Source organism: Sulfurisphaera javensis (assembly GCF_041154675.1).
Taxonomy (GTDB): Archaea; Thermoproteota; Thermoprotei_A; order Sulfolobales; family Sulfolobaceae; genus Sulfurisphaera; species Sulfurisphaera javensis.
The window spans coordinates 93,631-120,491 of record NZ_AP031322.1 but is presented as its reverse complement, the minus strand read 5'-3'; the positions used below and the strand labels follow the sequence as shown (position 1 = coordinate 120,491).

The window sequence follows — 26,861 nt, the reverse complement described above, 5'->3', positions numbered from 1 at the left end:
ATTACAAAAAAGAAAATGCTTATTTCATTTTTTCTTTAAGAATACTATCATTAAAACTACTATTACAAGAATTATTATAACTGCTACTATTGGTAATGTGGATGGAGAGGTTGTAGTAGATGGGGCTGAGGTTGTTGGACTTTTTGTAGTAGATTGTGTTGTTGCAGTGTGTGTCGTTGTGGTAGTTGTAGAAGTAGGTGGTGTTGTTGACGTTGTCGTAGTTGTTGTAGGAGTAACGTACACTACACTTGCAAGATACAATCCTGGAAAAGTGGCATAAGCTACATAGTATTTATTATCAACATGTATTCCTACTCCTATACTAAATATTACATATATACTATTATTTCTGATAAAGATGGAGGCCTGATTTTATGTTATAAGCGTGATAAAAAGACATTTTTTCTTACTAGTAAGGATTTTTTGCCGATTTCTTTCAATTTAACGTATTTGAATGGCAACTTTTACGGGTTGCCAATAGCTTATAAATTAAAATTGGCAAACGTAAAATTAGGAGTGGGGTTTTAGGGGTGTCCCCTAAAGAAAAAACGAGATATAAATATGGTGACATGATTATAAGGGAAAGAAAAGGCCGGTATTATGTTTACAAATTAGAGAACGTGAATGGTGAGATAAGGGAAACTTACGTTGGTCCTTTAGATAAGGTCGTAGAAGCTTATGAAAAATTGAAAATGAAAGTAAAGGGGATGTCCCCCTTCAGTGCGACCGCCGGGATTTGAACCCGGGACCTCCGGCGTGGCAGGCCGGCGTCCTAATCCAGGCTAGACTACGGCCGCACTGCAACATATAAAAATGAATTTATGTATTTATGTTTTTCTTTCATAGTTTCACATCATAGATAATATGTAATGTTCTTAGACAAGTTAATGTGTAAGGATTCTCGTTCTTAATTCCTATAAAACGATTTCCTTGACTTGAAAAGCATAAGATTAAGTGAAACCTAACAACATAAATTCGCAGTATTTCAGCTATTTTTAGACTATGTTGGGAAGATATATACAAAATGAAGTAAAAATTACCAGATTCCTTTGTAGTTTCACTTAACTCACCTGGACCATAAACTTCATTATCAAGCTTTTGGAGTTCTAGCCCTATTCTTTCTGCTTCACTTCTGTTAAAAACGAAAGGGGGGTTTGGACCTCATATTCGGTTGAAACGTTACTAAGTTAGGTAAGTTTTTTATCATCATTGAGTTATAAAAGTCCTAAAATTAGCTTAAAACTCATTGGAATGGGTAGGACACTTTCTTTTTATTATGCTACTATCGTGGTTTTGTGATAAAGTTTTAAGTAAGCCTTTTTCAAAGTTAAATGTATGAATAGAAAAAGAATAGTTTTAACAGTTGCTATTTGGATTCTTATTCTCTTATTTTCAATGTATTTAGCCTCACAATCTTTTACTCACCTTTCTTATAATGAAAATGTTACTTTACCTTCTAATAGTAAAGCTTATGTAGCGACTGAATTACTAAGTAAATATTTTCCTTCGGGGAGTGGGAATAACTCTATTGATATAGTTTTAGTTAATTCTACTCCTTATGAGGATTATCTAATAGAAGAGAAAATATTGCAAATCCCACTGGTAACTAATGTAAGTGGTGTTCCTAATGTGTATATAAGCTATGCTACTTTTTTAGGGAAAGTTATTAATGAAACTGGGGAATTACTTAATGAAAGTGCATATGCATTATATGTATTTCCTCAGAAGTTTGTGTTTTATCTTAATTTAACTCATAATGAAACTTTGGCTTTAAGTGAGGCAGAGAAAGGAATGCCGAGTTCTTATTCATCCTTTTATTCTACATTTGCTAAAACATTTGTATCTACGCATAATTTTACTTTAGCTTTTGATTCTGGCATTTCAACTTTAAATAAAACACAACTCATAGCCTTAGCTTTCATGAAGCCTGGTAATATAACTCAGCAATTACCTAATGCTACATCTAAAGCTCTCAACATATCTTCTTCTATTGTCTCTATGTTACTTTTTAAAAGTATTAATAACGTGTTAAGTACTGAACTACAAAAGTTCTTTAAATTATTAAAGCCTCCTTCTTCTCTTTTAGCAGTTTATTCAAAGAATAATGTTGATGTTCTCTTAATTTATACTAAGTATTCGGCAACATATGTTTATCCTAACGGAACATATGCTGATGAGATTATTATTCCTCAAATAAAGAGTGATATTAGTAATGTATTTCACGGAACTTATTATATTACTGGGGAAACTCCAGTCTTCGTAGATCTTTCTAACATACAAAATACTTATGATGCTATAACGTTTATCTTGATTTTCGCTTTTCTGTTAGTAGTTACTGCAATATATTTCAGAAGTATTTTAGCACCTTTAGTTACATTAATAACTATAAGCCTTTCAATTCTTTCTGGTTTAGGAATGGTTACTCTTGTTAGTATAATAACTAAACAACAGATTGACTTCCAAGTAGTTGAGCCAATGATTGCCGTAATAATGGGTGTAGGTACGGATTATAGTGTATTCTTGTTATCACGTTTTAGAGAAGAATTAAGTCATGGAATAGATAAATGGAAGGCTGTAGAAATATCGGTGAAAACTTCGGGTAAAGCAATACTTATTAGTGGTATTACAGTAACTTTAGTTTTCCTTTCAATGACTTTTATACCATTTGCTGGTCAATGGGGGTTAACTATTGGCTTATCAGTACCTTTTGCTGTTGCAATAGCAGTGACTCTTCTTCCATTGATTTATGGTGGATTGGGAAAATGGACCTTCTGGCCATCTAAAGAGTTTAAGGTTAAACCTAGGTTTGAAAAAGTTGCAAAAGCTTCTACTTCTAAGCCTTGGATAGTCTTTATGTTAGCTCTAATTATAGGTATAATTGCTGGTCTTTACGTTTTTACTACTCCACTCAATTTAAATTTCCAATCATATTTACCAAACACACCAGCAGTTCAAGGTCTTAATGTAATTAATAATGCATTTGGTGATAATTATTTAAATCCAATTTTAGTAGTGTTTAACTACTCTCATCCGATAACTGTGAAAGATTTAATTGAGGTAGGAAAGTTTGAAGCACAAGTTGAAAAGCTTCAAGGAATATCTGAGGTCTTTGGTCCTGTTCCACCTAACTTTAATGGTACTATTACTCCTTCAATTCTGAGTATGTATAAGGCTAATGTTGGTAATAATAACAAAACTCTGTTAGTTACTATAATTCCTTCATATAAATATGATAGTATGCAAGCTTATAATTTAGTTAAGGAAATTGAGAATATTGCTAATTCATATAATAATGCTTACGTTGGAGGGACTACAGCTGATTACTTGGCTTTTATGAATTATTTGTTTCCTTATTATAATACTTTAATGATACTATTGCCAATTGTTTTAGCTATAATTGTTTCTATATTTATGCGTTCGGTAAAGATAGGAGTTGGAGTTGCTTTAAGTATAATACTAACTATAGTGTCATCTTTAACTTTAATTTACTTAGGTTTCGGAGTTTCAAGGGATGTTGGCATTCTTTTCTTAATTCCAATTGCTGTCTATGTGCTAATGATGGGTTTAGGAAATGACTATAGTATCTTTATTCTTTCTAGAGTAAGAGAAGAGATTGAGAAGGGTGAAAAGGATCCAGTGGTAAAGGGATTATCAATGTCTGCAGGGACTGTGACAGCTTTAGGGGTTATTTTAGCTTTCTCATTTGGTGCTTTAGCTATAAATCCAGTGAAATCAATACAAGAATTGGGATTAGCGATAGCAATTGCTGCTCTTCTAGATACATTTATAGTTAGAACTATAATTTATCCTGCAATTCTGAAATTCTCTCTAGTAAAAAAAGTGGAACAGACTAAATAAAAAGAATTTTTCTAAATCGTTTGATTATTCTACGTAACAAACTTATATAGTTGAAACGAGTTGATAAGTTTGATGAAAAAGGGAATATTTCTCTTAATAGCAATAATTTTACCAATTTTTTCATTCATATCTTTAGCAACAGCAAGTACTCCAACGATTCATATTTACTATTCAAGGTATGATAGTGTTTATGCAACTGGCGGAATTAAAGGGATGTTATTTAACTCTAGTGTAGTATATTATACGGTTTCATCGCTAGTATATAATAATACTATTATTGGAAATAATCAAGCTTTACATGCAACATATAATAGAACTACGTACCTATTAACTTTCGGAAGCCTAAAGACATATTCCGGAGAAGTAAAGGTTACTGCAAATACAAATAATACAATAAGTGTAATGACTACAATTCCAAACTTAATAAGAGTTATAGTATATAGTGCTGGTCAAGCTCAGTTAGTATGGGCTGGACTTGCTGAAGCAAACTCTACAATAAATGCTTTAGCTTATATTAACGGAACTGGAATTGTAACTTTACAATTTGCTAATGGTACATCAATTTCAAATGTGACACTGAGCATAAAAGAGAATTCTAGTATAACAAAGGATATTACTTTAAGTTTAATGAGTTATACTGCATCAATATCTTCAACATCAAGTGGCCAAATTTCAATCCAAACTCAAATTCCAAAGAGATATTCGCCACTGTTTATGAGTGTAAATTATAATGGAACTTCATGGAATAATGAATCTGGATACATAGTTACAGTAGCATATTTTAATGGCACATTAACTCCAGCATTGGTTTGGAAAGGTCTAGGAGTAGGAGTAAATCAAGGTATAATGGGTGGAGGAAAATTAAGCATAAGTGAGGAAACTATTGAATTTTATGGTACTAATGGTACAGTCTTAGGATATGTACATCTTGTAAACGTTAATGGATCAGGGTCTTTCGGATTTTTAGCTATTCATCATGAAAGAAATGTTGAGTTTTCAGAAATAAAAATTGTTGAGGTTCAAGGAGTTAAACCTGTTCATGCAGAATTTGTAGGAGAAACATACTTAAACGGAAATGAAGTAATAATAACAGCTAATAGTGAGGGAAACGTATCTTCAACTGCCTATGTGAACTTTACTCATATAGTTAGTGTACATCATGAAACTGCTGTATTAGTTTTAGTCTCTCTAAATACTACTTCTAAATTTATAGTAGTAACGCATTCAAATGAAACTGCAAATGTTACTTTAGTTAAACCTAGTGCAGTAATTAACACTACAGCTAGCATAAGTGGAAAAGTCTATAAAGCTCAAGAAGTAATTATTAATACATCATCACAATATATTCTCTTTAACGTAAGCCTAATGATTAACACTTCAGCAGTTACAGTGTATAAAGTAGTTAATGGGCAATTTATTCAATTAAATTCCTCTAACTACTTCGTGAGTAACGGTAAAATTGAAGTATTCGATGACCCTTCAACTACTTACTATGTAGTTTATAATAATGCACAAGTTCAATCTACTTCAACAACTCAGACTTCAACTTCCTCATCTTCTTCAGTATCTACATCAACCGCTACGCCATCACCATTAGTATCTCCAACACCTACATCATCTCCCTCATCCAATAATATATTATACATAGGTGTAGGAATCGCTATAGTCTTAATAATAGTAGGATTAGTTTTGGTATTAAGAAGGAAGTGAGATTTCTTTTTTCTTCTTACCTTCTCTAATTCTTCTTATGCTTTCCATTATTAAAACTAAGAATCCTGGTATTATCATATCATATAGAATAATGAAGAGTAAGCCTCCAATATAACCAATAATTAAAATTAATCCAGCAATTCTAAAGATTTCATCTTTTTCTAGGACGTAAAGAACTCTTATATAATCGCTTATTATAACTCCTCCTAACGAGAAAATAAAATAACCTACCATAGGATTTATACTAAGTAAAAATATTCCTAAGGGGGATAAGTTTACAAGGTAATAGTACCATTTTACTTTACTATCATGTATTGATAAAGATAAGAATATTGTTGAAATTAAATTAACTATACTCATATAATGAGGGAAAAATGAAAAACCTAACATGCTAATTATATAAAATATTGAAGAAATCAAAAGATAATTAAAGACTGTTATTTTTAACTCTTCCTTCTTTAACTTTTCCATTACGGGCTCTTCTATACTTGTTTCTCTGATTTGGAATAGTGGATAATGGCACTTTTCACAGAACAGAGCATCTGGTGGGTTTTCGTGTCCGCATCTAGGACATATCTTTTTATTATTTGTATTAGTTTTATTAGAAGGAACAGATTGAACAAATAAAGGATAATAACATTTAAGACAAAACTCTGTATTATCTGGGTTTTCGTATCCGCATCTAGGACATACTTTCATAGAAATATATCCTTAAATCCCTTTACACAATCATATAATTTAACTTTAATCTCATCTGGTATGTTAATCTCTGTATTGTATGTAACTTCTCCATCTTCTGAGATAAATGCAATAATTTCCTTGTTGTCATAAAGAAACTTCACATAAAACATGTCTGACATAACTATTGAAAGAACGAAGTTACAAGATTGCATAAGATCTTTAACTTTCATTACGATCTCTTTTACAAATTCCTCATGTTTCATTTCTTTTTCTTTAAAATCTACTCCATCATATTCACCAATCTTAATTTCTCCATTAACCAAAATGGCATTTATACCTCTTTTATTAACCTCTATTAGAATTTTATCATTAGTTTTGATTATTGATTTTGTCATTGATAAATATTTAAACTTTGGGAAAATATATTAAACTATGTCATTCGGAAGAGTTGAGGTTAGGAAAGACGGAGTAGGTTTTTGTTACCAAGGTAGCTGGATTGTTGTTAATGTTAATCAAGATGAGTTAAGAATTGCAGAAGAGATAAGTTATGAGGTTGCAATAGGAAGCCAACTAGGTAAGATTCAGATTGTAATAAAGAACGGTAAAGCTTATGTTGAATCTCCCTTAGGCAAACATGAGCTTTCAAATCCAACCGAAATAATTAATGCTATAAGGAAAATTAATGAAGAGATTGTAAAGAGTAAAAATAAGGATCTTTATGAAAGAATCTTAAAAATAATAGGATCAAGTTAACATTGTAGATAAAATAGCAACATATGGTATTGTAATAATATTAAGTATAGGTATAAGAGAAAGTATTGAGGCAATATATAAAATCAGAAGGGATAAAGGATCTTTAGATAGAATTCTTGATACTGATGAAAATCCGTCTTCCATCGAATCAACAATTTTTCTTCCTCTTTCTGAAATAGAAAAGCTTAATGATAAGCCCATGAAAACAAATGCTTCAATCAGTGTACCTATTATTGGTATGAAAGAGAAAATGAACATTACTAAGCCAATTGCTATGCCTGCGATTATAACATCTGATAAATAGATTGATAAGTTTGAAAAAGCCATGGATATATCCCATCTCCTTTTATAAGCATATACTGAAATAGCTAATGCTAACATATAAAATATACCAACTATTAGTAGGATTATAAGTCTTTCAATAAAACTAAAAGGTGAATATAGTCCAAGTATAGAAGAAACCGATAAGCTAAAACCAAAAATTAGCGAAATTATCCCAGTAATTACTCCCCCTATTATAGCAACTATTAAAGTTAAAATAATTAGTTTATAGTTGGAGAATAGTTCTTCAATAGCACTAACAGCGTTCATATATGTAATAATGTACCAATACTAATTAAATTATTGATAAGTCTTTTCATATTCAGAAATAAGTTGAAAGAATACGTTTTCAAGGTTCTCTCTAAGATAACCTATCTCCACGACCCCATAAGGTTTTAAGTCAACTGCTAACGAAGGTATGTCTCCCTCAAAGTCATTTATGAATATTTCACCGTTTATCAGGGTAGGTTTTCCGTATTTTTCACAAACTTTTAATGCACTATTAGGGTCGTTAACAACAACTTTAATAACTTTTCTTGTAACTAGTTTCCTTAAATCTTCTATTTTCTTAATGCCTATTATTTTACCTTTATGAATAAAAACAACTTTATCAGCCAAATTTTCTACCTCAGAAAGTATATGAGAGGAAAATAGAATGGCTCTTCCATCTTTTTTAAGTCTTAATGCTAATTCCTTGAAAAATTGTATTCCTTGGGGATCTAGTCCATTTAATACTTCATCAAATAAAAAGTTATTAGGGTTTGACACTAAGGAAACAGCTAATGCGAATCTTTTCTTCATTCCTTGAGAAAAATTATCTAGTTTTGTATTTTCCCATCCGGATAAACCAAGTTCAGCAAATAGTTTCTTACCAATACTTCTTGCTTCGGATGTTGAGATTCCGTAATATCCTGAGAGGTAAACAAAATAATCTAATGCTTTAACGTTAGGTTCGAAAATTGGTAATTCTGGTACCCATCCCACATTTCTTACTGCTTTTTTCTTATCTTTAGTAACACTATAACCATCAATTTCAACATCACCCTTAGTAGGTAAAATTACACCAGCAGAGATCTTAATAGTAGTGCTTTTCCCAGCCCCATTTAATCCGACAAAACCTACAATTTCACCATTGTTAACCTCAAAGGATATTCCTTTTAGTGCCGGAAATTTTCCATAGTTTTTATAAAGATTATTAACTGTAATCATAATAGTAAATACAAGAGTAAGTATAAAAGTTTTTTCGAAATTAGTTTGTTTTTGTTTTTGTCTTACTTATTCCACTAGCAAGAGAGAATACAGAAGCTATTATTATTATGACTGCTGAAATTAAGAAAGCAAAGTGTAATCCATTAACAAAGTCTGCACCAGTCTTAGGATCTAAAGCATTAGTACCTAAAAGTATTTCAAACGCTACATATCTAGGAATAACTAAGGTGGATACGGAAATACTCATTACATAACTCAATACAGTACCAATACTTCCCAAAGTTCTAGAAACACCAGATACGGCACCGTAATATTGTTTAGGAGCATAATACATAATTGCAGCAGCATTAGAAGGCCAGAACATTGCTGAACCTATGCCAGTAATTGCTGATATCCAAAGAATATCATATAAGGGCATATTTGGCGTTAAAAGGAAATAATAGAGTAAGAGTGAGATAAAGATAAAGATTAATCCTATTCCAGCTACTAAACTTGGAGAAGTTCTGTCAGCTCTTTTTCCCATTATTGGTGCTAAAATGCTTGCAATTATGTAACTTGGAGTTAGTAAAAGGGAAGAATCTAAAGGTGATAGTCCTCTTACGCCTTGTAAATACATTATTAGTAAAAAAGTTAAAGCTAATGCACCTACTCCTTGGAGGAAGCTAGAAATTAATGAAAATGAAAGGAGTCTTATTTTAAATACTGACACGTTTATCATTGGCATTTTCACTTTCATTTCATTAAATATAAAGACGGGAATTAGAAGTAAGCCGATAATAAGTTCTATTAGATATTCCATAGAATACCCATTTGCTGCTATAAACATTACGGATAGGGAAATGAGGGTTAATGATATACCTAGAATGACTGCTCCAGAGATATCTAAAGAAGATTTCACTTTGTTTACATCTTTAATGTTCTTTAACCCAATTATTACTGCAACTATTCCTATGGGGACGTTAATGTAAAATATAAATCTCCATCCAAAGAATGTAGTTAAAATTCCTCCTAAAACTATTCCTAAAAGTGCTCCTATATTCCAGCCTAATGAGGTTATACCATAAGCTCTGCCTCTCTCTTGAGGAGGAAAAACATCAGCAATTATTGCATTACTATTTGCTGTAAGCATTGCACCACCAATAGCTTGCAATACTCTAAATCCTTCTAATTCATAAATGTTCGTAGAGGCTCCAGCTAAAGCTGAAGCTACGGTAAAAATTATGAAACCAAGGTTGTAAATTTTACTTCTTCCAAATATATCTCCTATTCTTCCAGTTTGTGTTGTTAATATTGCTAGAACAAGTAAGTAAGCTAATAGTACCCATATGGAAGTAAGTAAGTTTGTGTTTAAATCAATTGTAATAGTTGGTAACGCTAAAAGTACTATTGTTGTGTCGACTGCTGCCATCAAAGTACCTAAAGATAAAACAAGTAATACTAATTTAGTATTCATTGCGGAGTGTAGTTAGTTCGGAACCTAAAAAATTTACCTTATAATAGTTTTAGAATTTGTAATGATAATTTAGAGGATTAAGTATGTTAAAAGATTTTAATAATTCCACGGATTAATAATTGATTATCAAGTAAAGTTGCAAAGTTCAGCAAGTTCTTCTTTTTCTAATTTGCATAATTCTTTCTGTATTTCTCTTCTACTACCCTTGTATAAATAATAAAGATAGTCCTTAAATGCTACATCATGTATTTGTCTCATAATATAATACTCTTTGTAAAATTCTTCCGTATTTCTATCTTTAATATATTTCAGCATAATTCTTAATGCAATTGTTTGTCTTTGTCTTCCATGTTTTTCTAATTCCTTTTCAGCTTTTAAAATTGAGGGAATAGATTTTGAAGTTGCATGATCGCTTTGCTCTAACGTAAATGAGTAGGAAGTTGAAATTATCTCAATAAGTTTAGCTAAATCTCTTGAAGCGAAGTATAAGTCAGTAAAAGCTAAGGGATTCAGAGGTAAATGAGAAGAAATCTTACTTACTCCTTCAGATAGTAAATCTATCTCGTTATAAGCTATGAAATTTGATACGAGTGCTACCATTGTTGAGGAAACATCACTAATGTTTAGAAATGATAAATGATAAAACGTTAAATCAAAAAGTGGTTGATAATAACTAAGGAAATTGTTTTCTATATGTTTATAATATTCTTTTATAAGTTGATAATGATTATTATCAAAATCTCTTGAGATGAAAGCCTTATAAAATTTGTAGACGGGGTTAGGGTTGAAAGACAATGCCTTATCTATTTCTTCCCTAGCTAATTTATTTCCATTTTCGACAAAATTGGAGTCTGGATTAATGTAGTTTTTAGTTTCTAAGATAATAGCATTTAAAGCGTGTTTTGCTATATCCGAAGGAAAGAAATAGTTGTTTACTGATAAGAAAAGATTATCATAACAAGATGGATTTGTAAGTTTATGTTGTTTTAATGAATATGGATTAATGAATGGTGAATCTTTAGCTCCTTGAAGAAAGAATGCTGATTGTTGTAAGTTTCCTAAGCAAGCATATTTATATGCATTCGCAAAAGAGTATAATGGTTTCAGTTCTGGTATTACGGCATCTAATGGGAAATTTTCTTGGGTTGACAAATAATTTAAAAGATAAGGAAAATAATTTACCATATTATTCTTTCTACTTTTGCTAATAAAAAATTATTCAGTACTTAGAATATAATTGCCTAAACTTTCTATTTGAGATAACGAAACTTCAGTGGAGTTACCAATATAACTTATCATAACATAAGCGTTGCCTTTATTTATCGTATATAATACAGTAAAACCATTAGTGTAAATGGTACTTGAACCATGATAAGGATAAACATATAATATAATTAATTGATCTCCTAATGAATCAGTTAAGTTCTCATAAACAACTTGAGAGTTCTTATACTGTTGTAATAAAGGTATCTTAGAATAATATCCAGATCCTACGTATTCATAGTTTACACTCCATGAGTTTCCCAAGTATTTTGAGATTGTTGAAGGTGAAATTAATGTTAAGTGACTTGATGTCACTGGTGTTGCTGACAGGAATCCTAGTGATAGTCCTGCTAAAATTAACAATATGCCTATTATTTCCCCAATGGTTATTTTCATATATCTTCAAAAATACATTGTATTATGAACTTAAAAACTTTGCCAATATTAACAAAAAAATAATATTTTAAAAAATTATGAATTAACTTGTTGAAATACCTTATGAGTGGGTCTACCTTCAATTATTGTCTTACCATATTCTACAGTTTCTTTGTAAGCCATGCTGGTTATGAATTTTCTATAAGAGTCTAAATCCTCCCATTCACTATATACTAAATATTCTGATGGATCATCTACGCTTTTATATAGCCTTGCTCCTTTAAATCCAGGGAATTTGGATAGATATTGAGCTACCTCATTAAATTTTTTCTCAAATTCTTCTTCATGTCCTTTTTTAATTTTATAGTAAAACCCTACGCTTATCATTTCTTATACACCACGTAGTGATATAATGATATTGCTTCTCCCAGCATAATAAATATTAATCCTAAATCAATACCGAATAAATTAGATGCTGGACCAGTTGATGGAATTGTCCATATCTGTGCAGTTAATATAACAGCCATTATGAATAATATAGATATGAGGATTTCGGCAAGAGTCTTCTTTCTCTCCATAGAAACTTCTACTTTTCCTAGAGCCTTTATAGGCAAGCTTGGAAAGTTATTAATCATCTTGGTAATATTTGTTTGCTGTGTTACTTGAGTAGATGTGTTGTTGTTTGATCCTTCTTTAGGAGATGGGAGTAAGTACATTCCTATAGCTACTATCACAGCTGGTGGTAAAAATGCAATAACTTGCTGTTTAAATGGTATTGGTACGCCAGGAGTTAGATCTCCCCATATAGTATTTTGTATTAAATACGTAATCATTAGTATTCCAATACCAGTAAATACTTTTCTCTTAAGTGGGTGAAGTTCTGGGCTTCTGTCTAAGAATGGAACTAAGATTAGATAAACTAATGGTATAATGCTACTAAACAGTAAAAATACTGTTACATTAGAAGTAAAGTCAGCCATTTTGTATAGGAATAAGAAGAACCATGGAGGATAGGTTGTTATATGGGCTGCGGCTGGTGAATTTGGTGGTGGTGCTGGTTTTGGATTTAAAAATGGATTAAGTTGTTGAGGTAATCCACTTAAATATGCAAGTGCGTTTGGAATCACTAATATGAAACCCCATGTTAAGAAAACTAAAGATATCATGTAAACAAAGTTTCTCGGCCACCATGGGTTAAATTTCATCCATTCTTCTTTTGTATAGACAGCTGGAGCTTTTGACTTTTCTTTTCTTGATGGCATCATTCCGTAATGTTCAGCTAAGAAGAAATGAAATACGAATAATACTCCAATTAATGCTGCAAATATTATATGTAATGCTAATACTCTTTCATATTGGCCAGCATCATAGTTTCCAAACAGTATAGGGACAAAACTAGATAATCCGGGAACTGAAGATACTATACCAGCTCCTACATCTACTGCGCTAGTCGCTAAAGCATCGCCAATTAAGCTGTAACCTAAAAATGCAGTACCTAAAGTTAATACTAACATAAGAACTCCAATTATCCATAATAATTCTCTAGGTCTCTTATAGGCTCCAGCAAAATAATTCCTAAACATATGCACATAAGCTAATATGATCATTGCATATGCTCCATATAAATGGCTATAAAGTACTACTGAACCATAAGGGACATGTTGGATAATAAATTGCGTAGATTGATATCCTTCGTCTGGGTTATAGTAAAGAAGTAGTATTAATCCAGATATTACTGTATAAATAAATGCTGACGCTACTAATGCTCCTAGCCAGAAATTCACTTTATACATATAGTCTGGTGTTCTGAAAAATGGTAAATCATCTAATCCTAATCTCTCTTTGAACCAATTTGATACTCTATCACTCATATAATAAAATTAGTTAGATATTAAAAAAGGATTTAACGTTGGACTGATTTTTAAGAACAATATGACATAAAGAATTTTAGTCAATAATTATAATAAATTAGGAAAAATATGTTATAATTAGGAAAAAAGAAGATTAGCTTCCACTGAACGGATTTTCAGTTTGCTTAACTGTAGTTTTGTCTCCTACAGGGGATCCAAAACTACTATCTAAATCGTCTTTTGGATTCTGAGAAGGAACACCATTAGCTCCATTAGGATATACTGCCACACCTACTGAGCCAATAGCATATAAGTAATCAGTACTAGAGTCCCATTCTAAAACTACAGTGGGTAGAGGTCTTTGTGTTGGTCCAGTTAATACAGCAGCACCACGATAAGGATCGTAGGTTGAACCATGGCAATCACAGTGAATTATAGCTGGAGCTTTTGCTTGCTTAGCAGCTAATAATGCCTGGGCTGTTAATTGGTCAGGTTCTGGGGCCGTTAATTGTGAAGGACTAACATATTGTGGTGGATAAAAGTGAATATATGGTGGAGTACAACCTAAGTGTTGGCAAATTGCACTATAAGCAACTATTGACTTATTTGGACCAACCCCTCCTGGAAAATCATATGTATCTCCAGTTTGGGGTACTGTAACTTTGGTTGGAGGGATTTCAACTGGCTTGCCAGAAGAATCTCCAAGGTTAAGAAGGAAGTTTGGTTCTCCAGTCATTGGGTATTCAAAGATTAGTATATAAGGACTATTAACTGGTAATTCGGATGCTTTTATTGGATTTCCGGAAGAATCAACTAAAAGAGATTTTGGAAAACCAGATACTGCTGTAATAGTAGGCGGGACAATTACTTCAACCCCTGGTATGATGCCAGCGATTGTTGCAGCTGCTATTCCAAAAATTAATCCTTTTAGAAACTTCCTTCTTTTCTCATCAACACTTCCGACATTTTTATTTACATAATTAAATAAGTAGTCTTCTCCTTTATTTACAAACTCTCTAGAATCAAACTTAGTTTTTGGATCTCTCATCTTTGCTAAAAGTCTCTTAATAAAGACTAAGTCAGAATAACTTAGTATACTTTTCTCTTCTTTGTCACCAAGCCTTATTTTTATCATGATATCACAAAGAATAATTTATGTTATGAAGCATATAATCTTTGCCCGTTGGACTAATTAATCTTAAAAAATCTAAATTTTTACATCAATTTAAGATTTTTGAATAACTTTTGAGAAATAGTCAATTATTCTTTTCTCTTTCATTTCATTATAGTTCATTATAACATATCCTATAGTGGGTACCATCATATAAAATAGTAAAAGATATCCATATGTCCCAAAAAATACAGTAGTTATTATAAGAAAATATCCTATCCCAGCTGCACCATTTCCCTTAATAATAATTGAAATTATTGAAAGGGCAATAATTGATAGAGTATAAGTTAAATACAAAATGTGAGTAGGGTTGTAAATTGTTATTCCTAAAGCAGATGGAAGTATCATTTCCATTAGCATCTCAACATAACGATTAGTACTAATCTCATGAGCGAACATTATAAAGGGATACATACTTATTATTCCAACTATATATGCAATAATACTTCTTTTGCTGATTATTTTCCCCCATAAGATTGCGTAAATTAGGAAAAATATAGATGAAATAATGAAAATGTTTAAGTAGCTAATGAATAAAGAAGTATGCAAGAAATCAATAAGGAATGACGCAATAAGGCCAATAATAACTAGGATGGCTGAAGGAATTAATAATATTGATCTTAAGCTACTTTTAAGAATAGTTTCTATGATTACAGCAAATGAGATAACTATAATGAAAATTTCAATACCATAATATATTTGATAATTAACCTCAAATATAGCTAAAAATGGTGAAATTATAAGGATTAGAGATAGTGGAAGAAGAGCCCTTATCTTGCTAGATAGGATTAGCGAAATAACTATTAGAGAAATAAAAAATATGTAAAATGAGATATCTCCTATTCTTAATAAGATTGATTCAGCTGGTATTTTTATTGGTAAGGCTGAAGGAAATATAAAGGCTTCAGAAAACATAAATTGAAAGAATGAGGAAACACCTAAAATTATAAAAAAATATTTAATGTCTTTTTCTAAGGACGAAAATATGCTCATCTTCTATACACCACATATAGTATAACAAGTGCTAATACAGCTATAACTGCTCCAGCTACAGTAACATCAACTGTTGTCGAAGGAATAGAGGGAGAAGATGTGCTTGTAGAAACGCTGGTAGTTGTTGTTGTAGTAGTAGGTGGTGGTGAAGTGACTAATTGCAATGTTAAGAATGAAGATGTTATTGATTTATCAAATAGAGTTTCACCTAATTTTCCTTGCCATACTGCAAAGGCTACATAATAAGTGTTTCCTACACTTATGTTAGGCATCCATTTTGCATAGTTAGGTGGAACAGCTAAAGGTCTTGCATATTCCACTGTCCAATAACCATTGCTATATGTAGCCCCAGTCCATATGAAGAATAATGAGCCATTTAATCCACTAGAAGCAACTGGGGTATACCATATTCCAGCACAGTCTACCTCATACATGTTAGTGTTATTTGTGTATAGTGGTACAGCAAATCCATGATTTCCGGGGTCTACATAAGGTAATCCGGTTAATGATTTGTTTTGCCATAAGTTTACTTTGAATGCGGGATCATATGTAGAGTTATTCCAAGTAGCACCAGATACCCACATCCAAATATTAGCTGCACCGCCTGGTTGAGCTAATGAACCACCAGCATCTTTAAAAGTGACTCCATCAAAAACTTGTCCAGGGTATTTACCACCTATATTCATTCCATCTTTACTTGGTGGAACAACACTACCCATATACCACATCATTGCTACTCTATCTGGATAGTACCAAGTTGAGTTAGTATAATATCCATAAAACATACCATCACTATAAAGTAAATCTTCCATTGGTCTTAATGAGTGCCATAGTATAATTGAACCGTTAGATAAGACAGTTATTTGTGTTCCATTAGGAGTAGGAAGTAATATTCCAGAATAATTAAGTACAAGTCTTCCTTGTACAGTCTTACCATTAATAATTGAGACATAGTTAGTATAATTCTTTTCAATAGTGTATGTTGTACCGGGTGTTAGAATTATTTGTCTAAATAGCCCGGGACCAGAGGCTGGTGGGTATAATGCTCCAGCAGCAGCAGACCATGCACCAAATGCTGGGTTAGGAGCATACCATCTAACAAGGACAAATATCCAGCTTCCGTTCCAAGCAGCTTTTACTAGAATGTAGTGAGTTAAACCAGAAGTTGGAGCTTGAGGAATGTTAGCTGTTAATGATATGTTTATCCATGGTATTTTTTGCCAATAAGATGCTGAGCCAGGATTAGAAATGTCTGCTGTTCCTACTACTTTATAGACTGGTATTTGTGGTGATGTTTGTGCCATTGGTGTATTTGTTACTGCTAACAATACTCCTAATAGTAAAATAGCTAAAATTACACCTAATGTTAACTTAGGAGAAGGCTTTATACTCATTTTATCACAATAATTAGTTTTACTATTCAACTGATAAACATTAAGCGTTGGACTCATTATCTTAATTTACTTTTATTCTCAAAGTGATTTAAATATTTAACTTTATTCCAAAAATGTTTAACATTGTTAATCGTTAAGGTGGTTTTTTATTAATTTTAGGAATATAAACATGTAAAAGGATAATTCATTATATGTGTTTGCTTAGAGTTGTTAATGTTACTAGGCCTATAATTTCTAACGATATAATATTACTCAGAGAAGACAACTTTGCAAAGTTAAGGGATGAAGTGTATATAAGAGTTTTAAGTAGTGATAAAAGAGGAGAAGAAATTAGTAAAAGTTATTTTTATTTTATAGTAGATAAATTAAGAAAAATGGGATTGCTTTTAGATAATGCTATTTCCTTTAAAGCAGTGATTCCTTATTCTATAAATGGAAAATCAGTATCTCTTAAAGAAGGAATTATGTATATAACAAATAAGAAACAAATCATATACTTTGATTATTATAATTCAACTTATACTTGTGGAAATTGTTCTGTTTTGAATAATTGCATTCCTTCATTAAAGCAGATTGCCTATGAACTAGGAATTAAGATTAGGGATGATAGTCCTAATCTAGCATGGTATAAATTATTAGAAAATATACAATCTGCACTTTTAGAATCCTCATTAGCATTAAGATTAAAGCTTGGAGAAATACCTTTTGGAGATAAAATATGTTGCGAAGAAGAGGTGGTTAAAGAAAATGAATCCTCAACAAGTTTATAAATACTCAATATTTAGCATTGTAATACTATTTATCACATTCTCTCTTGGTTTAACAAGAGCATTAATAGATAATGGTGACTTAAAGACTAATATGTCAGAAGAAGTACTTATCATGCATTTAATTTTTGCAGTCGTTACTGGTGGGCTTGCACTTTATCTATATATATTAGCTTATAGGACTGGATTACTATTTCCAAAATTCATTGCTTTAAGTAATTTAACTTCAATTGTAATAGCTGGTTTGTCTGGTTTAGGATATTTACTAACAACTAACGATGATTTTACGAGAGTTATGCTTTATGGATTTGAGGTATCTTTAGCATTGACTTCGATGTTAGTTGGATACCTTTATTGCTTTATGAGAGTTTGTTCCAGGTAATTTTTATGCGGTCTCTTAAATATTTTTCAGTTTTTTACACTATTTATGGAATTCTTTCTCTTCTTGATTTTTACTTTAATGAAATTATTATATCAATAATAGCATTTGTATTTGGGTTTACAGCATCTTTCTTTTTACGAAAGGAATTTAAGGCTTTAATCTCAAGGCAAGAGTTTAGAATACCTTATGCTGGTGCATATTTGATGATCTTAGGATATTTAGGCATAATTGTGGGGATTCCGGTATCGTATATTTTAGTAGTTCACCTATTAGGATTAACTCTGGTACTTGTTGGTGCACTATTTGTGGACATTGGGATTTTAACTGCATTAGTTTTGGGAAATTATAGATTATCCTCAACATTTAAGAGAGATATACTAAAAATTGTTGCTATAATATTTCTTGTTGGAGTTATAAGCAGTTTTTACTTAGAAATTGTTGCTGATATTCTTTATGTGTTAGGTTCATTGCTTATTCTGGTGGTATTTCTTTAAATATTTTCGAAATATCAATACCTTCTCTTTCTCTGTATTTTTTAACTATTGAATAGATTATAATTGCTGTAATTGGTGGTAAAATAATTGTAAATATGTCAAATGTTGTATTACCTTGAAATATTAAATTTCCAAAAGAGCTGTTTATAAATCCATAATATAAGGTAAAGAAGACTGTAAAGAACATTGAGATTGTTGATAATATGCCAATTATCTTATACTTCTTTATTGATGCTATGCTTACTAAAAGATAACTCCATAATATAAACCAAACGCCATCAATCGCAAAGCTAATTGAATATCCTTGATAAACTTCTATCCACGAAAATATTAAAGAAAGGCCAAAAGAAAAGATTAAGGCCTTAATAGGAGTTCCTTTCCAAACATCAGAAAAGAATGCGGGTAATATTCTATCAAATGAAAGAGAAAAGAGAAGCCTTGAAGACATAACGAAATTTTGCAATGCATAAAGCATATACCAACTTAATGAGGTTATAAAAATAACATAAACTATAGGAGCGTAAGGGAAAGACACTGAAGCAAAAGAAATTAAACTATTTGGTATTATTGGAAAACTCCATCCCTTACTTTCAATACTAAGATAATTAATTTTACCTATAGAGAACTCTATTGATAAAACTATTATAATACTTATAATTAGGTTAAGTAGCCAGCTTATAATGTAACCATAAAACATTGCTTTTCTTGGTTTTTTAACTTCTCCAGCAAAATATGCAGGAGCATTTACAAAGGCAAAGTAACTAAGTATCATAATTTGACTTAATGCTACAGTTTGTGTAAAATTTATATGATATAAAGGATCTGAACTTGAGTGGTAATGGAACAATGAATATATGATTAAGCCAGTACTGATAATTTCAGCAAAGGTTAAGTATCTAATTGTCTTAAAGTAAATTTTTACTGAGAGAGATAGTAAAAATGTTAAAGAGGAAAAGAAGATAGTGAGCAAAAATAATAATGTCGGACTATTAAGTATTGCATATCCAAAATTTATTAGGCTTTGATTATTTATTACAAATCCTATACTTTGCAGTCCGGGAATTATAACGTAAATAACCTCTAACATACTTAAAACTGGAAATCCCATAACAAAGCTCACAAAAAGCGATATTGCCATTAAAACTCCAGAAAAGCCATTTAGATTCCTTGAAACGAAAACGTAATCTGCCGAAGCTCTGCTATATTCTGTAGAAATAAGATAATAGTTTATTACGAGGGGTAATGTCATTAATGCTCCTAACAATACTCCTATAATCCAACTTGCATTAGGAATAGACATTGCCACATAAAGTGGATAATTAAGGCCAGCAATTGCACCCATGAAAGATAAATTAAGTAAAGTAACATCAAGAGAATTTAACTCCTTTAATAGCCCACTAGTTTTCCTAACGAACACGAAAAGAACAAAAATGGGAAAAATAAAAAAATTAACTACTATTCCTATTTGCTTTTAGCTAATTTTTCAGTTTCGCTGTCTCTCCAAGGTTCTGCATTAGGCTTAAATTTCAAGTCAGTCTTCTTACCAGCTAACCTTTTAGCTATTTCCTCAGCATAATTTAAGTCGTATAATCTACTGAACATTATACGTTGTGCTGCAGGACTTCCAGCACCGTGAACTGACTCTATCTGGAAAGCTACACCAAGGCTCACGTTCTCTAGCAGTCTAACCATTCTCAATCTATCTTCAGCAGTATAGCCTTCAACTCCTTGTAAATACTTTGCTATATATTCCTTTAATTTCGGATTCTTTAGATCCCATTCACTTGGCGCTGTTCCTATTATTCCTCCAGCTATGTCTATAGATAATTGTGAGATTTGTGCTGGAAATCTAGCAACTAAGTGTTTAGTTACGTTAGCGTGCATTGGATTTACCCACCAACAATTATCACAAACTTTTACAGCATTTAAGCTAGCAGCGATGCCAGCTGAGTACATTGTCTCAGTTAAGAATATCATTTCAGTCAATTTCTCTTGGACGTGAGAGGCTTTTTCGACTCCTAATTGCTTAGCCAAATTCATTGAAGCACCGATTATAACATCTCCTAAACCAGCTTTACATCCACCATATCCTTGTCTATGATAGGCTGAAAACACTTCAACTAATTGTGAAGTGTACTCATATTCGCCCATTAAGAATACTCTCTCCATAGGCACAAATACGTGATCGAAAATTATTAAACCTTCATGATTATAGAAATAAGGTAATGCATCAATATCTCCTCCCTCAAGCCTTCTAGCATCATTCAGTTGTCTTCCTACAATGATCTTTATTCCTTCAGTATCAGTTGGAATTGAAAATGCAACAGCATAATCTTTATCTTCTGGTCCCATCGCTCTAGTTGGTAAGACTACAATTTCTTCTGTTGCAGCAACACCAGTAATGTTAGCTTTAGCACCAGAAACGTAAATTCCATCCTTAGTAACTTCTTCAATTCTAACATAAGCGTTTTTGTTAGGTTGTTGATGAGGTTTTAATGTTCTTACTCCTTTTGCATCTGTCATCGCTCCAGCAAGTGCTAAATCTTTCTTTTGAACGTAACTGAGATATTCAACAAATCTATCCTTATATTCTTTTTTACCTTTTTGTGCCATTATATTTGTCATAATCCATAACGTATTTAATGCATCCCAACCTACACATCTCTGGAAGCAAGCACCAGTTTTATGGCTCAATTTTCTTAATAATCTAACTTTAGCAGCTAAGTCTTCCGGAGATCTATGGATATGATTAAACCTATTTATTTCCTCATTTATGAATGGGCTCCAAGCTCTTCCTAAATCTTTAGTATCTTCTTCCCAAGCTGCATCAAAAGTTGCCTTAAATGCCATAATAGAAGGTTTTAAGAAAGGATGAGTAGTTACATCTTTGACTTCTTTTCCCATTACATAAATTTCCGCTTTATTTCTAACCTTAATGGAATCGAGGTATTGTTCTCCAGTTCTAAGTCCCATAGGAGTATATGTGATTTAAAGTTTTTAAACTTTAGTATATGTTTCTAGTTTACGAATTTAACAATTTTAGGTAAATCAAAACCATGACTTTTTTTGTTGTTATAAAGTCATAAATTTTATCTTTTTACAATTTTTAACCCTTAAGCTCATATAAATTTTATCTTTTAGTCTCTATAAAGGGACACAATTATCACCTCATCATTACTAGAAGCAATAAGACTTAACGCCGTTGAAAACTATTTCCGTTAAAGTTTAAATACTCTATATCAACATTTTTAAGATCTCACCCTAGATGTAGATTCTCGAATAGTGGGGGAAAGCGTAAGATGTGCGGGTTTTCTTTACGGTGTTTTCCGCGAAAGGGATGGAGAAGAATAATTGAGTAATCACGACTCCTATGAAATCCAAGGGTTTTGAGAATTAAATTCGAGATGAGATCCAAACCTCACTAAATTAAGCTATGCAATAAGTGTGTCATTCTACTTTCAAGAAATTTTATTATAAGGTAAAATGAATAGCAATACATGGCAGTAAATCCAGATTCAGTTGCCCTTAATAAGTTAAAAGATGCTTCCTTATGGTTTATAATTGCTGAGGTTATTGGATTCGTTGGTATAGTGTCGACCATTGCAGCTGAATCACAATAGTAACTTTTGTATTATTGTTAGCATTTGCTATACCTAAATTACGTGATGCATTTAATGATTTTTTACAGACTGGAAAAGATGTTAGAAACGGTATTACTGGAGCTAATTTACTACCTTGGGCTTATCTTATTCTATTTATTGGCGGTATTTTAGCAATAATATCAATTTTTACTTTACGATTTGCTCTTGGTCTTTTTGCTGGCATAATTATAGCAATAGGCGCAATTTTAGAGTTTATAGCTGGCCTTCTAATAGGTTTATCAATTTATAATTTAGGTAGGTTTTATCAGGCAGATTTAATGTGGGTAGGCGGTATACTTATTATGATACCTGGAATTAACTTCATAGGATGGATATTGACTTACATAAGCATTGATGAAGTGCTCAGAAAACTAGGAGCCTTTCCTCAGCAATTTTATCCTCCAAGTCCTCAACCGACTCCGTACCAACAAATTATCCAAGTTTATCAAGTAGGTACAGGAACTTTAACAGCTGATGGAAAAGCTAATTTTACTCTCTATGCTTCTATGCCTTTACAAATAGTCAGTGCTTCTATAGATAATACTACAATTTCAGTCGGAGGATCTAGTATAACTCCACAGAATCTTAATCAAGGAAATAATAATGTTACTATTCAATTTCCTCCCTTATCTGGTTTTATAAAGGGAAATATATATACAGTAACGTTGGTATTAAGTAATGGACAGATGATAAAAGTATATTTGACCTTCACATAGCATAAAAGTTTTTTATCTGTATGCGTATAGAAGTTTATGAATAATTTAAATACAGGATTAAGAAGTTTAAATATATCTTCGTTAACAATTACTATTTCTCTGATTCTAGGAGTTGTTGTATGGTATATCTCCTTACTTTTCAAGATATATCCCTCAATTAATATAACAGTAAACGGGATTCCACTATCAATATTTTCACCTTTTGTTTTAAGTGGAATATTTATAGGAATTTTAAATTTTGCAGCATTTTATAGAATGAAAATAGGATTGAGACAATTAAACATAGCGTCGGTTTTAGGAGCTTCCATGAATGCTATTGCTTCCGTATTTTTGCTAATGGGAAATGTTGCCGTATTGTTATCAGCATTTGTATCAGCTTTAAACACTATAACAGTTTTGACTTGGTTAGCCTTTGAAGGATTAGCATTAATATTTGGTATTGTGGGAAGTGTGATGTTAGGCATTACAATAAAGAAGTTTGGAGAATCTTTCAATAATAATGCAATAAAAAACGGAGGTATTCTTATTTTATCAGTTATTTTGTCTTATTTTGGCTATATACTTTTATTTATAGGAGTGTCAAGGGCTTTAAAGACTTATAACCAATCATACAATGTTCAATCATATTACTATCAACCACAGTACACTGTACCTCAGTATGGAGTTCAGTATAATCCTAATCTACCTATGAGTAATTTACCTAATCAACAGCGTGTAACAATTAATCCACAAACTCAGCCACAGTATCCTTTATCTCAACCACCAAAAGAATCTATGTCATATCAAAGAAGCCAATACATCCAAGGTTATCAACAAAATATTACTCAACAACCTTCCCAATTTACACAAAATCAAATGGCAACTCAACAACCTTATACACAATCGTCTTATAAGCAACCTAAACAGCAATATCCAAGTAGTCCTCAACAGTCTCAATATGTTAATACTACGCAAGTAACGCCTCAACAAAACTTGCCTACTCAACAGTACAATTATGCATCTCCCTCATCAAATTTATCCGCAGAACCTTCACAGATTTCTGGTTCTGGTGTAATGAAGGCAGATGGTTCTATTTTTCTTAATATTTTTTCTAAAAAGCAATTATATATAATCTCAGTTAGATTTGACAGTTTACCATATCCAGTAACTAATATGCAACCACAAATGTTACAGCCTGGATATAATCAAGTATTCGTAAAGTTTGATCAAATAGTAACAATGGGTTTGCAGCCAGGTAAAGAATATTCCGTGTTTCTTGTGCTAAAAACTCAAAACCAGTACTTGCCAGATCAAGAAATAAAAATAATATATAAACCAGATTAATTTCTTAACTTTTTCTAATTACTAATAATGCAATTATTATCGCTAATACTATTATAATGCCTATACCTATATACTTTATAAACGAACTATTATGAGTAGATGTTATAGTTGGTATTTTTGTTTGAATAGATATGCTTTTCTGAGATGTTGAAGTTTGAGTTGTTGTCGTCTTTGATGTTGTTGTAGATGTTGTAGTTTCGGTACTAGTAGTAGAACTTGTTGTTGTAGATGTTGTAGTCGTTATATTGCTTTTTGTCGTTATTTGATAAAATATTATGGATATTACTAAGGTATTGTTCGCTGTAAAACTCCCGGCCAAAGTAGAAGTGTTATAACCTTTAGGTAATAATACTTTATATGAATATTTTCCATAAGGTAATTTCAAACTAATTGTAGAGAGATTTGTAGTTATATTTGTTCCGTTTATTTGTATTCCCCATTTTGTTCCATTAGGTAAACCAACCTCATGAAATGTAATGTTATACTTTATTGGATAGAAGGTTATATAAATTGTGAGATTATTGCTAACATTTATTTCTTTAAAGCTGAAATTAGAGTAATAATACGTCACATTTAAAACTTTTAGATTATATATTCCTTCAGTAAGATTAAGTGTAATTACTGAATCTGATGAATAGATGCTTGTTCCGTTTATTTGTATTCCCCATTTTGTTCCATTAGGTAAGCCAGACTCTTTAATAGTGAGTAAGTAAGATGGTGGTGGAGATAGAATGTATAATGATGATAGTGGAGAGATAGCATATATGTTATTTTTTAAAACGGCAATCCCCGTAACAATGTTGTTAAAGTTATAAGCGTTTATTTCTTGTGATCCGTTAAATACTCCGATAGTCTTTCCATAAGTTATATACACTGAATTGTTATAAATTACTCCGTCATAAAATAGAGGGAAAGAAAATGGTATTATTTGTTCTGTAATGAATATTTTATTTACAACATTAAAGTTATTATTGAAAATTTCTATCTCATTATTTCCAATAACATAAATATAACCTTTATAACCAATTATACCTAAAGGCGAAAATGTTAAGTTAATATCTTTTGTTTGACCATCATAATATATTGTAAGTTGTTTTGATAACTCATCAGCAATAATTACTTTACCTTCATAAACAGTAACAAAAGAAGGACCATTTCCAGTTCTTATCGTTAAGTTAAAACCATTTGGGCAGATAACATATAAGAGATTTTTACTGAAACTTGTAACATACAGGTTTCCTTGATAACTGGTAATCCATGTGGGATCTGGCACTTTAATATATCCGATAATGGAAAGTGATGGTGAAACTTCTAGTATTCTATTTGAATTTGGACAAGTTACGTATAATATATTATTTACTTCAGTAATGCTATATGGATTTGAATTCAAAAGTAGTTGGTTTATAATCTTTCCACTAGAATTTACTTCAATTATTTTGTCGTTATAATATTCAGTTATGTAAAGGTTTCCATTATAACTTATAACATCCGTATAGGTTATTGTTAAAGGTAATGAATATACAACAGTCATATTATTAGGATTTAAGGCCTCAATTTCATTATTTCCATAAAGTACTACATACAGCAATCCATCATAATACAAAATACCAGCAGGCTGTGATCCTATTGAGTAATTTTCTATTAATTTAGTTCCATGTATAACAGCTATTCCTCCTGAGCCAAATTCACTAACGTAAACGTTACCATTTTGTGGATCATAAGTTAAGAAATACGGATTATTTCCAACTGGTATACACGTTTGGCTTCCAGAAGTTAAGTTATATGCAACTACGTAACTATAGTCAAACGACGTATAGTAAAGCGTATTATTAACTATTATTCCCATAGCAGGTGGTAATTTAACGTTAATTTGGCCAACAACATTTGTACCTTTAACTATGGAAATTTCGAAATTATAAAAATCCAAAACGTATAAGTTCCCGTTATTTGGATCGTATATAACATCTGTTGGTTCATAAAATCCATAGATGTAATTAATTTTTCCATTGATAGTATTTATTGTAACTACATACCCTAAATTGCTATCTGCAATATAAAGTAAATTATCATTTGGATCATATGCCATGCCATATCCGTAATACATCCTCGGAAGAGAAGGACCAGAATTAATTGCCTCAAAGTTACTGCCTATAGTAATGTTACTAATTACTTTCCCATTCTGTATTAAAGACACTATGTTATTTTCTGAGTTTGTAACGTATATTGTGTTTCCTACAACTAGAGGTATTACTGGGTCATTAATTTGAGTAAAATTAACTATTGTGAGATTTAGTGTTAAAGTAAGAATTCCATTAGAAGTAGTTACATATAAGAAATTTCCATTAGCTGTTATTCCCAGTGGTTCTACAGTTATTGCTTTTTGAGGTTGTGAAATAGTGTGAGTTACAAACATTGAAGAGAAATTAGGTAGAAATGAAAGTAATAGAAGGGTTAAAAGTATTATTTGCCTTTTCATCATAATAGATTGAGAGGAGTAATTAAAAAAT

The 26,861-nt window shown here is 31.5% G+C and carries 26 protein-coding genes and 1 tRNA gene; 10 read left to right on the top strand and 17 right to left on the bottom strand.

The window, feature by feature from the left end:
* Positions 1–24: 24 nt before the first annotated feature.
* Positions 25–261 (bottom strand): hypothetical protein, encoded by a 237-nt coding sequence (locus ACAM25_RS00610; RefSeq protein WP_369610425.1) that lies wholly within the window; start codon positions 259–261, stop codon positions 25–27.
* A 269-nt stretch (positions 262–530) separates the two neighbouring features.
* On the opposite strand from ACAM25_RS00610, the gene ACAM25_RS00605 reads away from it, so the two are divergent.
* Entirely contained in the window at positions 531–740 is a 210-nt protein-coding gene (locus ACAM25_RS00605; protein WP_369610424.1) for a putative integrase, read from the top strand.
* On the opposite strand, the gene ACAM25_RS00600 is transcribed toward ACAM25_RS00605, so the two are convergent.
* Positions 722–797: transfer RNA gene (locus ACAM25_RS00600), tRNA-Gly, on the bottom strand. The two genes, ACAM25_RS00605 and ACAM25_RS00600, sit on opposite strands and share 19 nt — an antisense overlap.
* Before the next feature lie 538 nt (positions 798–1,335).
* On the opposite strand from ACAM25_RS00600, the gene ACAM25_RS00595 reads away from it, so the two are divergent.
* Both ACAM25_RS00595 and ACAM25_RS00590 read left to right on the top strand, forming a co-directional pair.
* A complete protein-coding gene (locus ACAM25_RS00595) occupies positions 1,336–3,858 on the top strand; it encodes an MMPL family transporter (protein ID WP_369610423.1) in 2,523 nt (840 codons plus the stop codon).
* Positions 3,859–3,930: 72 nt separating this feature from the next.
* On the top strand, positions 3,931–5,568 hold the full coding sequence (locus ACAM25_RS00590) for a hypothetical protein (protein WP_369610422.1): 1,638 nt from the start codon (positions 3,931–3,933) through the stop codon (positions 5,566–5,568).
* On the opposite strand, the gene ACAM25_RS00585 is transcribed toward ACAM25_RS00590, so the two are convergent.
* Both ACAM25_RS00585 and ACAM25_RS00580 read right to left on the bottom strand, forming a co-directional pair.
* Entirely contained in the window at positions 5,554–6,267 is a 714-nt protein-coding gene (locus ACAM25_RS00585; protein ID WP_369610421.1) for a zinc-ribbon domain-containing protein, read from the bottom strand. The two genes, ACAM25_RS00590 and ACAM25_RS00585, sit on opposite strands and share 15 nt — an antisense overlap.
* Complete coding sequence (locus tag ACAM25_RS00580; protein ID WP_369610420.1) at positions 6,264–6,644, bottom strand: hypothetical protein; 381 nt, start codon at positions 6,642–6,644, stop codon at positions 6,264–6,266. Before ACAM25_RS00580 ends, ACAM25_RS00585 begins: the two co-directional genes overlap by 4 nt.
* A 37-nt stretch (positions 6,645–6,681) precedes the next feature.
* Here ACAM25_RS00580 and ACAM25_RS00575 point away from each other — a divergent pair, with 37 nt between their 5' ends.
* Entirely contained in the window at positions 6,682–7,002 is a 321-nt protein-coding gene (locus ACAM25_RS00575) for a hypothetical protein (protein ID WP_369610419.1), read from the top strand.
* On the opposite strand, the gene ACAM25_RS00570 is transcribed toward ACAM25_RS00575, so the two are convergent.
* From ACAM25_RS00570 to cbsA, 10 genes are all read right to left on the bottom strand, one after another.
* Positions 6,994–7,593 carry a hypothetical protein gene (locus tag ACAM25_RS00570; protein WP_369610418.1) on the bottom strand — a complete coding sequence of 200 codons (600 nt, stop codon included), beginning with the start codon at positions 7,591–7,593 and terminating at the stop codon, positions 6,994–6,996. The two genes, ACAM25_RS00575 and ACAM25_RS00570, sit on opposite strands and share 9 nt — an antisense overlap.
* Before the next feature lie 30 nt (positions 7,594–7,623).
* Positions 7,624–8,532, bottom strand: coding sequence for an ABC transporter ATP-binding protein (locus ACAM25_RS00565; RefSeq protein WP_369610417.1), 909 nt, complete (start codon positions 8,530–8,532; stop codon positions 7,624–7,626).
* A 40-nt stretch (positions 8,533–8,572) separates the two neighbouring features.
* Positions 8,573–9,985 (bottom strand): MFS transporter, encoded by a 1,413-nt coding sequence (locus ACAM25_RS00560; RefSeq protein ID WP_369610416.1) that lies wholly within the window; start codon positions 9,983–9,985, stop codon positions 8,573–8,575.
* Positions 9,986–10,111: 126 nt separating this feature from the next.
* Complete coding sequence (locus ACAM25_RS00555) at positions 10,112–11,170, bottom strand: hypothetical protein (protein ID WP_369610415.1); 1,059 nt, start codon at positions 11,168–11,170, stop codon at positions 10,112–10,114.
* A gap of 30 nt (positions 11,171–11,200) precedes the next feature.
* Positions 11,201–11,644 carry a hypothetical protein gene (locus ACAM25_RS00550; protein ID WP_369610414.1) on the bottom strand — a complete coding sequence of 148 codons (444 nt, stop codon included), beginning with the start codon at positions 11,642–11,644 and terminating at the stop codon, positions 11,201–11,203.
* Between the two features lie 75 nt (positions 11,645–11,719).
* Positions 11,720–12,010 carry an antibiotic biosynthesis monooxygenase gene (locus ACAM25_RS00545; RefSeq protein WP_369610413.1) on the bottom strand — a complete coding sequence of 97 codons (291 nt, stop codon included), beginning with the start codon at positions 12,008–12,010 and terminating at the stop codon, positions 11,720–11,722.
* Positions 12,007–13,494 (bottom strand): proton pump complex cytochrome B SoxC, encoded by a 1,488-nt coding sequence (soxC, locus tag ACAM25_RS00540; protein ID WP_369610412.1) that lies wholly within the window; start codon positions 13,492–13,494, stop codon positions 12,007–12,009. The genes ACAM25_RS00545 and soxC overlap by 4 nt, the downstream gene beginning before the upstream one ends.
* Before the next feature lie 133 nt (positions 13,495–13,627).
* Positions 13,628–14,608, bottom strand: coding sequence for a Rieske iron-sulfur protein SoxL2 (gene soxL2, locus ACAM25_RS00535; RefSeq protein WP_369610411.1), 981 nt, complete (start codon positions 14,606–14,608; stop codon positions 13,628–13,630).
* Positions 14,609–14,698: 90 nt separating this feature from the next.
* On the bottom strand, positions 14,699–15,637 hold the full coding sequence (gene cbsB, locus ACAM25_RS00530) for a cytochrome b558/566 subunit B (protein ID WP_369610410.1): 939 nt from the start codon (positions 15,635–15,637) through the stop codon (positions 14,699–14,701).
* Positions 15,634–17,031: a cytochrome b558/566 subunit A gene (gene cbsA, locus ACAM25_RS00525; RefSeq protein ID WP_369611702.1), complete on the bottom strand. Its 1,398-nt coding sequence runs from the start codon at positions 17,029–17,031 to the stop codon at positions 15,634–15,636. Before cbsA ends, cbsB begins: the two co-directional genes overlap by 4 nt.
* A 191-nt stretch (positions 17,032–17,222) precedes the next feature.
* On the opposite strand from cbsA, the gene ACAM25_RS00520 reads away from it, so the two are divergent.
* From ACAM25_RS00520 to ACAM25_RS00510, 3 genes are read left to right on the top strand one after another with little or no spacing between them, the layout of a single operon-like run.
* Positions 17,223–17,801 (top strand): hypothetical protein, encoded by a 579-nt coding sequence (locus ACAM25_RS00520; RefSeq protein WP_369610409.1) that lies wholly within the window; start codon positions 17,223–17,225, stop codon positions 17,799–17,801.
* Entirely contained in the window at positions 17,779–18,180 is a 402-nt protein-coding gene (locus ACAM25_RS00515) for a hypothetical protein (RefSeq protein WP_369610408.1), read from the top strand. The genes ACAM25_RS00520 and ACAM25_RS00515 overlap by 23 nt, the downstream gene beginning before the upstream one ends.
* 5 nt (positions 18,181–18,185) lie before the next feature.
* Complete coding sequence (locus ACAM25_RS00510) at positions 18,186–18,674, top strand: hypothetical protein (protein ID WP_369610407.1); 489 nt, start codon at positions 18,186–18,188, stop codon at positions 18,672–18,674.
* On the opposite strand, the gene ACAM25_RS00505 is transcribed toward ACAM25_RS00510, so the two are convergent.
* Entirely contained in the window at positions 18,652–20,091 is a 1,440-nt protein-coding gene (locus ACAM25_RS00505; protein WP_369610406.1) for a hypothetical protein, read from the bottom strand. The two genes, ACAM25_RS00510 and ACAM25_RS00505, sit on opposite strands and share 23 nt — an antisense overlap.
* 44 nt (positions 20,092–20,135) lie before the next feature.
* Complete coding sequence (locus ACAM25_RS00500; protein WP_369610405.1) at positions 20,136–21,647, bottom strand: 4-hydroxyphenylacetate 3-hydroxylase family protein; 1,512 nt, start codon at positions 21,645–21,647, stop codon at positions 20,136–20,138.
* A gap of 524 nt (positions 21,648–22,171) precedes the next feature.
* Between ACAM25_RS00500 and ACAM25_RS00495 the strand changes: the two genes are divergently transcribed.
* Genes ACAM25_RS00495 through ACAM25_RS00485 form a run of 3 tightly spaced genes read left to right on the top strand, consistent with a single transcriptional unit; the run spans position 22,172 to position 24,354 of the window.
* Complete coding sequence (locus tag ACAM25_RS00495; protein ID WP_369610404.1) at positions 22,172–22,294, top strand: hypothetical protein; 123 nt, start codon at positions 22,172–22,174, stop codon at positions 22,292–22,294.
* 14 nt (positions 22,295–22,308) lie between these two features.
* Entirely contained in the window at positions 22,309–23,031 is a 723-nt protein-coding gene (locus tag ACAM25_RS00490) for a DUF973 family protein (RefSeq protein ID WP_369610403.1), read from the top strand.
* Positions 23,032–23,067: 36 nt separating this feature from the next.
* Complete coding sequence (locus ACAM25_RS00485; RefSeq protein WP_369610402.1) at positions 23,068–24,354, top strand: DUF973 family protein; 1,287 nt, start codon at positions 23,068–23,070, stop codon at positions 24,352–24,354.
* A gap of 4 nt (positions 24,355–24,358) precedes the next feature.
* Here the strand turns inward: ACAM25_RS00485 and ACAM25_RS00480 are convergent, their stop codons facing one another.
* On the bottom strand, positions 24,359–26,830 hold the full coding sequence (locus ACAM25_RS00480) for a hypothetical protein (protein WP_369610401.1): 2,472 nt from the start codon (positions 26,828–26,830) through the stop codon (positions 24,359–24,361).
* Positions 26,831–26,861: the final 31 nt, after the last annotated feature.

What these genes read in the sequence shown, in the direction of transcription:
- ACAM25_RS00595 (WP_369610423.1), top strand. Translation starts at nt 1,336, where the DNA reads ATGAATAGAAAAAGAATAGTTTTAACAGTTGCTATTTGGATTCTTATT.
- ACAM25_RS00590 (WP_369610422.1), top strand. Translation starts at nt 3,931, where the DNA reads ATGAAAAAGGGAATATTTCTCTTAATAGCAATAATTTTACCAATTTTT.
- ACAM25_RS00585 (WP_369610421.1), bottom strand. Translation starts at nt 6,267, where the DNA reads ATGAAAGTATGTCCTAGATGCGGATACGAAAACCCAGATAATACAGAG.
- ACAM25_RS00580 (WP_369610420.1), bottom strand. Translation starts at nt 6,644, where the DNA reads ATGACAAAATCAATAATCAAAACTAATGATAAAATTCTAATAGAGGTT.
- ACAM25_RS00575 (WP_369610419.1), top strand. Translation starts at nt 6,682, where the DNA reads ATGTCATTCGGAAGAGTTGAGGTTAGGAAAGACGGAGTAGGTTTTTGT.
- ACAM25_RS00570 (WP_369610418.1), bottom strand. Translation starts at nt 7,593, where the DNA reads ATGAACGCTGTTAGTGCTATTGAAGAACTATTCTCCAACTATAAACTA.
- ACAM25_RS00565 (WP_369610417.1), bottom strand. Translation starts at nt 8,532, where the DNA reads ATGATTACAGTTAATAATCTTTATAAAAACTATGGAAAATTTCCGGCA.
- ACAM25_RS00560 (WP_369610416.1), bottom strand. Translation starts at nt 9,985, where the DNA reads ATGAATACTAAATTAGTATTACTTGTTTTATCTTTAGGTACTTTGATG.
- ACAM25_RS00555 (WP_369610415.1), bottom strand. Translation starts at nt 11,170, where the DNA reads ATGGTAAATTATTTTCCTTATCTTTTAAATTATTTGTCAACCCAAGAA.
- ACAM25_RS00550 (WP_369610414.1), bottom strand. Translation starts at nt 11,644, where the DNA reads ATGAAAATAACCATTGGGGAAATAATAGGCATATTGTTAATTTTAGCA.
- ACAM25_RS00545 (WP_369610413.1), bottom strand. Translation starts at nt 12,010, where the DNA reads ATGATAAGCGTAGGGTTTTACTATAAAATTAAAAAAGGACATGAAGAA.
- soxC (WP_369610412.1), bottom strand. Translation starts at nt 13,494, where the DNA reads ATGAGTGATAGAGTATCAAATTGGTTCAAAGAGAGATTAGGATTAGAT.
- soxL2 (WP_369610411.1), bottom strand. Translation starts at nt 14,608, where the DNA reads ATGATAAAAATAAGGCTTGGTGACAAAGAAGAGAAAAGTATACTAAGT.
- cbsB (WP_369610410.1), bottom strand. Translation starts at nt 15,637, where the DNA reads ATGAGCATATTTTCGTCCTTAGAAAAAGACATTAAATATTTTTTTATA.
- cbsA (WP_369611702.1), bottom strand. Translation starts at nt 17,031, where the DNA reads ATGAGTATAAAGCCTTCTCCTAAGTTAACATTAGGTGTAATTTTAGCT.
- ACAM25_RS00520 (WP_369610409.1), top strand. Translation starts at nt 17,223, where the DNA reads ATGTGTTTGCTTAGAGTTGTTAATGTTACTAGGCCTATAATTTCTAAC.
- ACAM25_RS00515 (WP_369610408.1), top strand. Translation starts at nt 17,779, where the DNA reads ATGAATCCTCAACAAGTTTATAAATACTCAATATTTAGCATTGTAATA.
- ACAM25_RS00510 (WP_369610407.1), top strand. Translation starts at nt 18,186, where the DNA reads ATGCGGTCTCTTAAATATTTTTCAGTTTTTTACACTATTTATGGAATT.
- ACAM25_RS00500 (WP_369610405.1), bottom strand. Translation starts at nt 21,647, where the DNA reads ATGGGACTTAGAACTGGAGAACAATACCTCGATTCCATTAAGGTTAGA.
- ACAM25_RS00495 (WP_369610404.1), top strand. Translation starts at nt 22,172, where the DNA reads ATGGCAGTAAATCCAGATTCAGTTGCCCTTAATAAGTTAAAAGATGCT.
- ACAM25_RS00485 (WP_369610402.1), top strand. Translation starts at nt 23,068, where the DNA reads ATGAATAATTTAAATACAGGATTAAGAAGTTTAAATATATCTTCGTTA.
- ACAM25_RS00480 (WP_369610401.1), bottom strand. Translation starts at nt 26,830, where the DNA reads ATGAAAAGGCAAATAATACTTTTAACCCTTCTATTACTTTCATTTCTA.